The organism is Cellvibrio japonicus Ueda107 (assembly GCF_000019225.1).
GTDB lineage: Bacteria > Pseudomonadota > Gammaproteobacteria > Pseudomonadales > Cellvibrionaceae > Cellvibrio > Cellvibrio japonicus.
The window spans coordinates 1328402-1341188 of sequence record NC_010995.1 but is presented as its reverse complement, the minus strand read 5'-3'; the positions used below and the strand labels follow the sequence as shown (position 1 = coordinate 1341188).

The following is a 12787-nucleotide window of genomic DNA, read 5'->3' as shown; positions in this document are numbered from 1 at the left end:
CATTCATCGATTACAACAATCGATGAATGGAGAAAGCGAGGGACAAGCAGCAGGTTATTTCATGAGGGATTGGATGTCCTGCTCAATAGCCTTGGCCCAAATGGCATAACCCTTTTCATTCGGGTGTAACAAATCCGGCATAATGTCTACCGGCAACTCGCCATCTTTGGCCAGGAACTGTGCATTGATATTGCGGAAAAAAACCTTGCGCTTATCCGCCAACCCGGCAATCAGCGCATTGGTTTTTTCATTGTTTTGACGCAATTGGCCATCTGCGTTTGCGTCGCGTGGGAAAATGGCCAACAGTAATACCCTGCTGTTGGGCAGGCGCTGCTGGATTTCGCTGAGTAATAATTGAATACCTGCCGCAATGCCGGCCGGGTTCTCCTTGCGGTGCCCGGTGTTGTTGGTACCGATCATCAATACCACCAGTTTGGGATCCAGACCATCCACAGCGCCGTGACGCAAACGCCAAAGTACGTTTTCTGTCCTGTCACCGCCAAAGCCCAAATTAAAGGCGTTGCGTTTGGCGTAGTATTTTTTCCATACCTCTGCCCCCTCTTTCTCCCACCCCTGGGTGATGGAATCACCAATAAACAGCAGGTCTACCTGGCCTTTTTTATCCAATATAGCCTGCTTGTCTTTGAGTTTTTGCTCGTGGCGAGGCAACCACCACTCCAACGCCCACCACTCATTCAACATATCCGGGGTGACCGATTGGGTTTTGTAGTCCGGGCAAGATAACAGTGATGCGTCTTTGGGTGTATTCAGGAGCAATTGCATATTGGCCACTTCCACCTGGCCGGCACCACCGGTTTCAAGTGCAAAAGGCATGGTAACCGCACTAAAGTCATCGCCTTCGTGTACAAAACAACTGAGCGGTACTATCACCTTGTGCCATCCCTTACCCAACATTTCACGCGCTTTGAGGGTATAGGGCACCAGGCGTTCACAACCATCGCGCTGGCATTCCAATTTGAAAGAAACGCCTCCTTTGGCCAATTCGATAATATTGATATCCAGTGACAAGGCGCCGGTTTTGACATGTGCGGTTAAATCCAGCGGCTCGCCCCCTTCCAGGGTCAAGCCTGCGCGCCAGGTATCTTTCCAGGTAAACGTCAGTGCATCTTCCTGCACATCTTTATCGCTGGTTATGGCTTTGACATCACCTTTTGGCAGGGCGGCAAATGCGCCACTGAGGATTTGCTGGCGCTCATAGTTCTCAATAAAGATATGCCAGGGTTCCAGTGGGCGACGCACATAAAGCTCAATATCCTGCGGCTTATCACTGGCTACACCTGGCATATTTTCCGGCAGTTTTTCAGGACCCGCCTTGCCGGATTTGTAATGTAATCCATAACCCAACTTAAACAGGGGTTGGTAACCTTTGTGATGGGGATTCAGCACATCCTGCAAAGGCGATTTGGGCCAGGAGAAAGACAGGCGACCGGTAAAATCGTAACGGGGTTTGCCATCAGCTCCGGCAATGACAACATCGGCAACACCAGCACCTTCCGATCCCGGTAACCAGGCAGCCACAAATGCATCAGAGGCATTTAATTCGGGATTGACCCACAGGGGGCGGCCGGAAATAAACACAGAGACAACGGGAATCCCCTGGGCTTTCAGGGTTTTCAGCAGTGCCAGGGATTTCTTTTTCGCGGGTTCAAATTCCAGGGTGGCGCGGTCGCCACTACCCTCTGCATAGGGGTTTTCACCAAAGACAACAACAGCAACATCGGGCTTTTGTGTGAAACTGCCATCGACGGATAACACAACCTTACCGCCATGGTGTTCAACAGCTTGCTTGATACCGGCATAAATAGAGGTCGCACCGGGGAAGCGATAATTTTCACTTGCATCGGCCACCCCCTGCCACCAGACACTCCAGCCACCTGCCTGCTTGCCGATATGATCAGCTGCATCGCCGGCAACCAACACGGTTTGCCTGGGATTGATCGGCAATACCTTGTTAGCATTTTTCAATAACACCAGGCTTTCACGCACAGCCTGGCGTGCAATAGCGCGATGCTCTGCACTGCCGACTACTGCCAGATCCGCTGCATTCGCGCGTGCCGATGGCTTTTTCTCCCACAAGCCTGCGCGCATTTTAACGCGCAAAATACGACGCACCGCATCGTCCAGGCGCGCCTGGGAAATCTCCCCGGATTTTACCTGGGCCAGGGTATTGGTGATCATGTCTTTCCAATCGTAGGTGACCATCACCAAATCAATACCCGCGTTAATGGCCTGGGCACAGGAATCATTGGTACAACCGGGTACCTGGCCATGGCCATTCCAATCACCGACGACAAAGCCATCGAAGCCCATGCGGTTTTTCAATACCTCAGTCAGCAAATAATGGCTGCCATGCACCTTCTGCCCATTCCATTCGGAAAAACTGGCCATGATGGTTTGCACACCAGCCTCGATTGCAGGCACATAACCGGCGTTATGGATTTTAATTAATTCTTTTTCGTTAATACGGGCATTACCCTGGTCATCACCCGCTTCTGTACCGCCATCGGCCAGGAAATGTTTGGCCGTAGCAATGACATGGTTCTCCGTTAAAAACTCACGGGTATTTACCTTGCCCTGCAAACCTTCCACCATCGCCGTGGCAAGTGTGGCAACAACCTTGGGATCTTCCGCATAGCTTTCATAAGTGCGGCCCCAGCGATCGTTTTGGGCAACAGCCAGGGTGGGCGCAAATACCCATTCAATACCGGTAGAGCGCACCTCTTTAGCAGTGGCGGCGCCTATCCGGCGAATTAACTCGGCGTTATGGGTTGCCCCCAATCCGATATTGTGGGGAAAGAGCGTCGCCCCGGTGAGGTTGTTATGGCCATGTACTGCATCGGTTCCCCACAGGATAGGGACAGCCTGGCCACCATCGCTGGTATCCATCGAGGCGTCGTAGAGCGCATCGTAAAACTCTACCCAATCTTTGGGTTTGGCATTTTCAATACGGTTGGGCATGGAACCGCCGCCATTAAGCACGGAACCAAGATGGTATTTTTTGACATCCTCGGGAGTGACCGTTTGGATTTCCGCCTGCATGATTTGCCCGACTTTTTCCTCAAGCGTCATCTTTTGCAGGATAGCGTCAACCCTTGCCGTAAATTCAGCAGAGTCCTGAATAGGCGAATGAGGCTTTGGCCAAAGCTTGATATTAGTATCAGGCGCCGCCTGTACTAATACACTCCCCGTCAATAAAGCGGCGGCGATAAGACCGAAGGTCGCCAGTGGATGTCGTTTTTTCATAACACACGTTCTCTTCTTCATTTTTTTAAGAATGCGGCGATTACTTTACTGTGCATTCACCACAATTTGTTTCTGTATTCCCATTCCCTCAATACCCAGCTCTACCACATCGCCCTCATGCAAATACACCGGTGGGTTTTGCCCCAGGCCAACACCGGGCGGCGTTCCGGTACTAATCACATCACCGGGTTGCAGGCTCATAAACTGGGAGAGGTAATGCACAAGAAAGGCGGGGCCAAATACCATGTGTTTGGTGGAGCCATCCTGGAAGGTTTTGCCATTCACCTTTAACCACAGCTGTAAATTCAGCGGATCAGCCACTTCGTCTTTTGTGACCAGATAGGGGCCGATGGGGCCAAAACTATCGCATCCTTTGCCCTTATCCCATTGGCCGCCGCGCTCTAATTGGAAATTGCGCTCGGACACATCGTTAATCACACAATAACCGGCGATATAGTCCATCGCCTCATCCAGCTCCACATAGCTGGCATGCTTGCCTATGACAATACCCAGCTCCACTTCCCAATCCAGCTTGGTGGAATTGCGCGGTTTAATGATAGGGTCATTGGGCCCGGTAATCGCACTGGTTGCCTTCATAAATACCACCGGCTCAGCCGGGACCGGCATACCCGATTCTGCGGCATGGTCCGCGTAATTCAGACCGATGCAGATAAACTTACCCACACTGCTTACACAAGGGCCAAGGCGCACAGCGCGATCAACTAACGGCAGTGAATCGATAGACGTGTTGGCGATTGTTTGTAAAGATTCGGCCGACAAGGCAGCGCCGCCAATATCAGCGACCAGGGCCGATAAATCACGTACCTGCCCCTGTGCATCTACGATACCGGGGCGCTCCTGACCGGGGTTGCCATAACGAAGTAATTTCATAATTTGTCTCTTGGATATTGTTACCTAATTGCTCCAGCCACCGTCGATAACATGAATCGCCCCGGTGGTAAACGCAGCGGCATCACTGGCCAAATACAACGCCAATTCCGCCATCTCCCGTGCACTGCCCAGGCGCCCCATAGGCTGGCGCGCCACAAAATTTTTATAGGCGGATTCATAATCGCCGGTTGCCTGCATACGCGCCTCCAGTGACGGCGTCTGTACCGTACCGGGGCAAATCGCATTACAGCGCACGCCCTGAGTGACAAAATCAGCGGCAACCGCTTTGGTCAAACCAATCACTGCCGCTTTCGTCATGCCATAGGCAAAGCGATTGGGCGCTCCTTTAATGGAGCTTGCGACGGATGACATATTGATAATCGATCCCCCACCGCGCGCTATCATGCCGGGCAGGAAACTGTGGATGGTGCGGTACATGGAACTGACGTTCAAATCGAAGGAAAAATTCCACTCTTTTTCATCGCAATCCAGAATAGTGCCATTGTGCACATAGCCAGCGCAGTTAAATAAAATATCGATACCGCCCAGTTGCTGCGCCAGGTCTTGCACATCTTTACTGTTGAGTACATCAAGATATCTTGTTGTGCAATTTTCCAATGTCGCCAATCCTTCCCGGTTAATATCCGTGGCGATCACCTGTGCCCCCTCAGCAGCAAATAATTCCACTGTAGCGCGACCTATGCCTTGGGCCGCCGCGGTCACTAATGCCACTTTACCGTTGAGTCGTTTCATAAATTATTCTTTTTCCTGTCCAAAACCAAAAAAGAGAGCGCCAGCTGGCGCGGGAACAAGGCCCTCATCCGCCTCAAGCAATTTGCCTTACCGGCAGGCAACTGGGCCCAATAGGTTCAAACGCCTTGTAGGTTAAAATAAACTCCTGGTGCCCTAATTCCTCTGAAAGGCTGCGCTGGCCGGACGCCACCGCAATCACTTGCTGTAAAATTTCCTCGCCGACCTCATCCAGGCTCGCCTCTCCCTCCAATATGCGCCCGGCATTCACATCCATGTCGCCCGCCAGGCGGCGATAGGTCTCGGGATTCGCGCAAATTTTTATCACTGGAGAAATAGCCGAGCCCACGACGGAGCCGCGTCCGGTGGTAAATAAAATCACATGGGAACCGCAGGCAATCAGCTCCACAATTTCAGCGTTATCGGAAATATTGGGGAAGCCAAAACGCGGCTCGCCATCGGGCACAACATCCAATAGATACAAACCACCTGCCGGCGGAATATCACCCGGTTTAATCAAACCGCTGATCGGCGACGAACCGGATTTTGAGTAGGCGCCCATGGATTTTTCTTCCAGCGTGGTTAAACCACCGTCGGCATTTCCCGGTGCAAAACTGCCAAAACCCATGATGCGGTAATAGTGTTCGGCCTTGGCCACACAGGCTTCGATCTCCGCACCTAATTCCGGCGTAATCGCGCGATCCGCCATAATCGTTTCACAGCCGATCAACTCGCCTGTCTCTTCAAAAATACAGGTGGCATCAGCTGCTACCAGCGCATCAAAACAACGCCCCACAGCCGGGTTCGCGGTTATACCGCTGGTACCATCAGAACCGCCGCAAATGGTGCCCACAATCAATTCCTGCAAGCACATGGGCACACGCGTTACCTGCGCCACTTGCGCCTGCAAACGCGCTATGGCAGCAACACCTGCATCAATCGTTGCCCTGGTGCCGCCCGTTTCCTGGATTACCAACAGTTCGGCAGGCCGACCGCTGGCCACCACATCAGCGATCAATTTTTCGCGGTTCATGCTTTCACAGCCCAGCGAAACCAGAAGGGCACCGCCCACATTGGGATGCGTACACACAGCGCGCATCATGTCGTAGGCATATTGGTTGGGATAACAACCGGGGAATCCGATCAAGTGGACATCCATATCATTGGCGAGTGTGACAATGCGACGCGCAACGTGATGCGCGCACTCCACCAGATAGGCAACCACAATCACATTGCGAATACCCTTGCGCCCATCAGCGCGCAACCAGGCGGAAAAATGCACGGCAGGCTTCATGATTCACTCCGATATTGGCTCTGGCGACTACGGGTATGGCTCGGGATGTAATCGCTTTTCATATTGTGCATATGCACATGTTCACCCTGATTGACCGGCTCAGTGATAGAGCCGATAGGGGCGCCATAACGCAATACCTTGTCACCCGGGCTCATGGATAAGCGCGCGACCTTATGGCCCACACTGATCGCCATGGGAGCCACCAGTGTTGTGCCATCAATCACGATGGCGTCACCCGCGTGAATTGGCGATACGCAGATCAGGACGTTGTCAGTCGGGTGCAGCAAAATCAGCGACGCCACAGCGGCATGGACAGGTTTATTCATAGCATGGGGTTCACTCATTGAGGCTCACCTGCAAGCCCTTTGTCCGCCTGGAAAGCGACCGGCGGGAAACCGGGTAAGGGGGCAGCAGCGGATACCAGGTTGCGCTGGCGCAGGGTGCGCCAAAAGTCAGGGGCAATTGCCTGGTGTAACCAATGGTTAGCCTGCTGTACCTGCCGGGGTGTAGCAAAACCGGCCAGGAGGCAGCACACACGGGGATGCGCCGCTGGAAATTGCAAGGCGGCAGCCGGCAGGGGGACGGAGAAAGCATCGCACACCTCTTCCAGTGCATTGACTTGTTTTATAACGGCGGCAGGTGCGGGCCGATAGTTGTAATACACCTCGCCGGTGCCGCGCGCACCGGTGGCAAGAATCCCGGAATTAAAGGGGCCACCCACAATGACCGATGCACCGCGCTCGGCACACAAGGGTAAAAAGCTATCCACCGCCTCCTGCTCCAACAGGGTGTAGCGCCCCGCCAACAGGAAGCCATCAAACTCGGCGGCGGCGAGGGCCTGGACGCACACTTGCCATTCATTGGCCCCCAGGCCAATCGCTTTCACCAGGCCGGCCGCCTTTAATTCACAGAGTGCGCGATAGCCGCCCTCGATAAACGCCCGGAAATGGTGGGAGTGCTGATCGCCGTGGGTTAACACCCCCAAGTCGTGGGCAAAGACAATATCCACATAATCGGTCTGCAAACGTTTAAGGCTTTGCTCAAAGGAGCGCATGACGGCGTCATAGGAGTAATCAAACACCGGCTCCAGTGCGGGAGCATCCACAAAACCATGGCGCTCCCGCGCCGTGGAGCTGGTGGGGACCAACAAACGCCCGACCTTGGTGGAAATCACCAGGCGACTGCGCAAACCACTGGCGTTGAGTACCTGCCCCAGACGGGTTTCGCTCAGGCCAAAACCGTAATGCGGCGCGCTATCGTAGTAGCGAATCCCCGCCAGCAAGGCTGCCTCGACTGTCGCCGCCGCCTGTTCATCCCCCATGGACTGGTAAAGATTGCCAATAGGCGCCGCCCCAAAACCCAGGGGCGATAGGACAACCTCACTGGTACCAAAACGATGGGGTTCTGTCGCCGGAGGTGATGATGTTGTAAATACGTTAGCTTGAGAGCGCAAAGCCAATACCGCCTCTTTTTATAATTAAAAATGGCATCGTCTGTGAAAATAATTTTACCCGAGAGACATATAGTTAAAAAGACTTTTTCGGTAAAGATGCGTGAAATTTATAACCTCGTCAAAGTGTTTGCACCAAAAACGATAAAGCCGACATCAAGTCGGCTTTATCAGGCAAAGATTAACGACAAGCTCGCATCAGCGCCCCTCGTCAACCAGGGCATCGGCAATACGCTGCGCCGCGGCCAGCAAGCGCTCGCGCACCCGATTGGGCTCCATGGGCATGGATTTGATAGAAATATAGGGTACGACCAATACCGCCAGCGCCCCCTGCCTACCGCGAATAGGGACACAAAAATCCGTCACGCCATCCACAAAATCACTGGGCAATTGGATAAAACCTTGTTCCGCGGCTTTGCGTGACTTCAACAAAAAGCGATCAATACGCTCCAAATCCACACTGGCCGATAGCTGTGGCAACCACACCGCTTGCACATCGGGTTGTGCATAACCGTATAGCAGGGCGCCTGAGTTGGTATCAATCAAGCGGCGGCGATACCCGACACGCACCGAGAATCCCAGGTCCATAGGGCTTTCCAGGCGCGCTACCACCACAATCTGGTCACCGGAAGGCACCACCAAATGGCAGGATTGGCCCAGTTCACGGCTGATTTCCTTCATCACTGGCAAGGCAGCTTCCAACAGGGTTTTGGCCGATCCCTGGGAAATACCCAGGGTGAAGAGCTTATTGGTCAGGATGTAGCCATCGCGCCCATCGGGTACCTGGGAAATATAGCCGCGATACTCCAGCGCCAACACCATGCGGAACAGCTCACTGACCGAACGCCCCAAGGTAGCTGCCATCTGCGAAGTCGTCATGGGCGACTCACTGCGCGCCAGCAATTCCAGAATATCCAGGCCTTTTTCCAATGCCGGTGCGCGATATTTACGCTCGGCTTCATGGGCCTCGTCCTGTGTTTCCTGTCCGTTGTCATCAAGGGTATGGGTATGTAGGGATGTCATAGTTTGTTCTCGTTATTACGGGCTTATGGCCCCGCTGTTGTTGCTGTAACGTCCTGGTTGCCAGAGGTATCCAGGTTGCCGATCGGGCATCATTATTTTAGGTGGCAGCCCTGCCCGCAAAGGCGCCACTTTCTGAAAACTGATAAAACTGGCGAGCGGTTCCCCCCATAATGGCCTGGCGCTCGACCGGACTACAGGATGCCAGCAACGCCAGGGTCAATTGCTGCCAGGCCCTATAACCGGCCAGGTGTTTTGCGGGAGCCAACTCCACCACAGGCCAGTCACTGCCCCACAACAGGCGCTCTGCGCCAATGTTGGCCAATAGCCAATCCACATAGGGATACAGGGCTTCTTCTCCCTGGTCAGCGGCCGCCTCCGTCAGTAAACCGGAGAGTTTGCAATAGACCTGGGCCATATCGGCCAGCGGTGCCATAGCTGCACACCAGGCGTTAAACCCCTGTTTATTGCCTGTCGCCAGCGGAGGCTTGGCAGCATGGTCTATCACCACAGGCAAACCGGGATAGCGGCGCGCAAAACGGGCCAGGTACGGTAAATGGCGCGGAAATACCAAGGCATCAAACACCAGGCCCTTATCCTCCAGTGCCGCAATAGCAGGGGCCAGCTCCGCCTGGCAGATCCAGTCATCATCGGGCAGGCACTGCAACATGGGCCGGATACTGCGCAGCTTGGGATCACTCGCCAGCGCCCGGATACGCTGCGGCGCGGCGCGATCAAGCAGATCCACCCAACCGACCACCGCCTTAACCAGCGGATGAGCTGCCACTGACAGCAGGTAATCGGTATCCGCATCCTGTTGCTGGGACTGTACCAATACCACCCCTTCGATACCGGCCGCCTGCGCCAATGGAGCCAAATCGTCCAGGCCATAGCTGCGGTAAATCGGTGCCTCTGCTGGCGTAGGCCAGGTACAACCATGCTGCCCCAGTTGCCACAGATGCACGTGCCCATCGATCACAGGCTGGTCTCCATGGACCGACGCTGTATTACAGGTTGCTGCGCCACCAGGTGGCGATCCGCCGAACGCGCATAGGCCGCCACTACCGCAAAACAGGCCAGGGGAACCACCAGGGCGGTGTGGATACTGGTCAAATCCGACACCCAGCCCATCAGGGCACTCAACACCGCACCGCCAACAATAGCCATGATGAGCAAGGAGGAACCCGCTTTGGTGCGCTCGCCCAAACCCTTGACACTCAGGGCAAAAATCGTGGGAAACATTAACGACATAAAGAAGCAGCTGGCCACCAGGGCAAGCAATCCACTATGGCTGGGCCAGAGCAGTGCAATTGCACAAAGTCCCATATTGATCGCGGCATAGACGCCCATCAACCAGCTCGCACGCACTCGCGCCATCAATGCGGTGGCCACAAAACGCCCCAACATAAACACCACCAGGGAAGCGAGGACATACACGGCCAGGGTCTTTTCTCCTGTACCGGGCATGGCCTCCTGGCCGTAGCGGATCATAAAAGCCCAGATACACACCTGGGCACCCACATAAAAGAACTGGGCCATCACGCCCGCCATAAAACGCCCGTTAGCCAGTAGCCAGCGATAATCTGACCAGCTGCCAGCCCCCCCATCCACCGCCGGCTGGGTCGCCACGCGGGGGAAACGCGCCAACCACACCAGGAGTGCGCCGCACAGGACTACTGCGGCCAGCACCATATAAGGCCCCTGCACTGCATGGGATTCCGCCTGGTAAAACTGCTCCAGTTGCGACGCCGACATGGCTGCCAACTCTTCTGCACTGGGCTCATTGCCGGACAGGATAAACTCGCGCCCGATAAGCACACCGGTAATCGCCCCCAGGGGGTTAAAGGATTGGGCAAAATTCAACCGGCGCTCAGCCGTTGCCGGATCGCCCATGGCGATGATCAATGGATTGGCCGAGGTTTCCAGGAAGGCCAAACCCGATGCAATGACAAACAATGCCATCAAAAACACACTGTATTCGCGTACCTGGGCAGCGGGATAAAACAGCAAAGCCCCCAAGCCGTAAAGTAACAACCCGAAAACCACACCGGCCCGGTAACCAAAACGCTTCATCCACAAGGCAGCCGGTATGGCCAACAGAAAATACCCCAGATAAAACGCCGATTGGACCAATCCCGCTTTCAGGTCAGTCAGCGAAAAGACTTTTTTAAACTGGGTTAACAAAATATCGTTCAAGTGATTAGCCAGCCCCCATAAAAAAAAGAGACTGGTGATCAATATCAGGGGCAATAACAGGTTTTTACCTGTCCCGGGCGAATCCGTCATAGTGACTCCGCGTGGCCTTTTGGCCGCATTTATCGTTATTAACAGCGGTTTATAGCGACAACCAACAGCTCCCTGGCGAGCTCTTTGCACTTATCCAACGCAATGTTGTACTTATACGCAATCCAGTTAGTCGCCACTCATGCGTAAAATTTATTTTACGCATGAAATAGAATAACATAAGGTAATTTTAACTATAACACTTTATCACGTGCAATTTGAGGCATCTATGATTCTGGCCAGCATTGAGGACTACCGCACCCTCGCCCGCAAGCGCTTACCCCACTTTTTATTTGAATATATTGACGGCGGCGCCTTCAGCGAAACTACGCTGCGCAACAACCAGCGGGATCTGCAACACATTGCCCTGCGCCAGCGGGTACTGCGCGATGTATCGAATATCACCACCACAACCCGTCTTTTTGGCCAGGAATTCAAACTACCCTTAGGCCTCTCTCCCGTCGGTATTGCAGGCCTCAATGCGCGCCGTGGTGAAGTACAGGCCGCACAGGCGGCAGAAGCAGCGGGTGTTCCCTTCTGCCTGTCCACCGTATCGGCCTGCTCTATTGATGAAGTGCGCGCCGGTGTTAACCACCCGGTCTGGTTTCAGTTGTACATGATCCGCGACCGCGGTTTCTTGCATGAAATGCTCAATCGTGCCAAGGCCGCAGGAACCAGCACACTGTTATTCACCGTGGATATGCCCGTTCCCGCCACACGCTACCGCGATATGCGCTCCGGTCTATCCAGCGGCCATCTCTGGCAACGCAAGCTTACCCGGGTCGGACAGGTATTGCGCCGGCCTCGCTGGGCCTGGGATGTCGGCTTGATGGGACGCCCCCATTCACTGGGAAACATTGCCCCTATCCTGGGCGAACAGGCCGGTATTGATGAATTCTGGGCCTGGCTGGGTAACAACTTTGATCCGCGTGTCACCTGGGCGGATATTGATCGTATCCGCAGTGAGTGGGACGGACATTTTGTTATCAAGGGTATCCTCGATGCGGAGGATGCGCGCCAGGCCAAATCGATCGGCTGTGATGGCCTGATTGTCTCCAACCATGGCGGCCGCCAGCTGGACGGTGCCCTGTCTTCCATCAAAGCCCTACCTGCCATTGCCGATGCGGTGGGCAACGACTTATCACTGATCCTGGACTCCGGCATACGCTCAGGCCTGGACATAGTGCGGGCATTGGCATTGGGCGCGCGTATGGTCATGATCGGCCGCCCCTGGGTTTACGCACTGGCAGCCCGCCAGAAAAAAGGGGTCGAGGAAATCCTGGATATTTTTGCCAGGGAACTCCGGGTTGCCATGGCCTTATCCGGTTGTACCCGCCTGGAAGATATAACACCGGCCATCCTGGCCTCATAGCCTTCCGATCACAGCTGTCGCCGCAATCCACCTTAACGTTGAAAAGCAACTATCATCCACAAACTCGACATCAAGCTAGTATACATGTGAACATCAAAAACCGGTAAGAAGGATATTAATTGCAGAAAAAATACAAAATCAGCAAAAAAATCCCAATAAAAACCCGGAAAAAATACAAATATCATGTTTTTTATTTGACGAACCCCCATCCCTGGTATAGCTTTTAGTCAAAATGACAAAAACAATTGTGAAGACTTCAATGGTTTATCCATTCCTGTACCCGGTTTCTCATCGAATTCCTAAAGTGTCGTCCCATCGTCAGGGGTTTTAGGAACTCTCCCTGCACCGGCCTAAACAACCAGTGCCTTGTGCCGCCGCTGGATGCCCCTCCAGCGGCGTTTTTTATACCCATAAAAAAACCGCCCTAACGGCGGTTTTTTTGTGAAGAGCGGCAGCCCCCAGG

10 protein-coding genes are annotated in these 12787 nt (G+C 54.0%); 1 reads left to right on the top strand and 9 read right to left on the bottom strand.

All coding sequences use genetic code 11. From position 1 onward, the window contains the following. Positions 1 to 54: 54 nt before the first annotated feature. The 9 genes from cel3D to fucP all read right to left on the bottom strand — a co-directional run bounded on the left by cel3D (position 55) and on the right by fucP (position 10955). Complete coding sequence (gene cel3D, locus CJA_RS05590) at positions 55 to 3264, bottom strand: beta-glucosidase Cel3D (RefSeq protein WP_012486788.1); 3210 nt, start codon at positions 3262 to 3264, stop codon at positions 55 to 57. Between the two features lie 45 nt (positions 3265 to 3309). Further along, a complete protein-coding gene (locus CJA_RS05585) occupies positions 3310 to 4155 on the bottom strand; it encodes a fumarylacetoacetate hydrolase family protein (RefSeq protein ID WP_012486787.1) in 846 nt (281 codons plus the stop codon). Positions 4156 to 4179: 24 nt separating this feature from the next. Further along, positions 4180 to 4908 carry an SDR family oxidoreductase gene (locus tag CJA_RS05580; RefSeq protein WP_012486786.1) on the bottom strand — a complete coding sequence of 243 codons (729 nt, stop codon included), beginning with the start codon at positions 4906 to 4908 and terminating at the stop codon, positions 4180 to 4182. Positions 4909 to 4981: 73 nt separating this feature from the next. Beyond that, a complete protein-coding gene (locus CJA_RS05575; protein WP_012486785.1) occupies positions 4982 to 6199 on the bottom strand; it encodes a UxaA family hydrolase in 1218 nt (405 codons plus the stop codon). Continuing rightward, entirely contained in the window at positions 6196 to 6543 is a 348-nt protein-coding gene (locus CJA_RS05570) for a UxaA family hydrolase (protein ID WP_012486784.1), read from the bottom strand. The genes CJA_RS05575 and CJA_RS05570 overlap by 4 nt, the downstream gene beginning before the upstream one ends. After that, the gene (locus tag CJA_RS05565) at positions 6540 to 7652 is read right to left on the bottom strand and encodes an aldo/keto reductase (RefSeq protein ID WP_012486783.1); all 1113 of its coding nucleotides are present in this window, start codon (positions 7650 to 7652) and stop codon (positions 6540 to 6542) included. Before CJA_RS05565 ends, CJA_RS05570 begins: the two co-directional genes overlap by 4 nt. Before the next feature lie 195 nt (positions 7653 to 7847). Continuing rightward, complete coding sequence (locus tag CJA_RS05560; RefSeq protein ID WP_012486782.1) at positions 7848 to 8672, bottom strand: IclR family transcriptional regulator; 825 nt, start codon at positions 8670 to 8672, stop codon at positions 7848 to 7850. A 97-nt stretch (positions 8673 to 8769) separates the two neighbouring features. After that, positions 8770 to 9648: an amidohydrolase family protein gene (locus CJA_RS05555; protein WP_012486781.1), complete on the bottom strand. Its 879-nt coding sequence runs from the start codon at positions 9646 to 9648 to the stop codon at positions 8770 to 8772. Beyond that, positions 9645 to 10955, bottom strand: a complete 1311-nt coding sequence (gene fucP, locus CJA_RS05550; RefSeq protein ID WP_012486780.1) for an L-fucose:H+ symporter permease — start codon at positions 10953 to 10955, stop codon at positions 9645 to 9647. Before fucP ends, CJA_RS05555 begins: the two co-directional genes overlap by 4 nt. A 226-nt stretch (positions 10956 to 11181) precedes the next feature. Here fucP and CJA_RS05545 point away from each other — a divergent pair, with 226 nt between their 5' ends. Beyond that, positions 11182 to 12324 (top strand): L-lactate dehydrogenase, encoded by a 1143-nt coding sequence (locus CJA_RS05545; protein WP_041551156.1) that lies wholly within the window; start codon positions 11182 to 11184, stop codon positions 12322 to 12324. Positions 12325 to 12787 lie beyond the last annotated feature (463 nt).

Coding starts and splice junctions, on each gene's coding strand:
- CJA_RS05570 (WP_012486784.1), bottom strand. CDS start 6,543: ATGAGTGAACCCCATGCTATGAATAAACCTGTCCATGCCGCTGTGGCG.
- fucP (WP_012486780.1), bottom strand. CDS start 10,955: ATGACGGATTCGCCCGGGACAGGTAAAAACCTGTTATTGCCCCTGATA.
- CJA_RS05575 (WP_012486785.1), bottom strand. CDS start 6,199: ATGAAGCCTGCCGTGCATTTTTCCGCCTGGTTGCGCGCTGATGGGCGC.
- CJA_RS05545 (WP_041551156.1), top strand. CDS start 11,182: ATGATTCTGGCCAGCATTGAGGACTACCGCACCCTCGCCCGCAAGCGC.
- cel3D (WP_012486788.1), bottom strand. CDS start 3,264: ATGAAAAAACGACATCCACTGGCGACCTTCGGTCTTATCGCCGCCGCT.
- CJA_RS05560 (WP_012486782.1), bottom strand. CDS start 8,672: ATGACATCCCTACATACCCATACCCTTGATGACAACGGACAGGAAACA.
- CJA_RS05580 (WP_012486786.1), bottom strand. CDS start 4,908: ATGAAACGACTCAACGGTAAAGTGGCATTAGTGACCGCGGCGGCCCAA.
- CJA_RS05585 (WP_012486787.1), bottom strand. CDS start 4,155: ATGAAATTACTTCGTTATGGCAACCCCGGTCAGGAGCGCCCCGGTATC.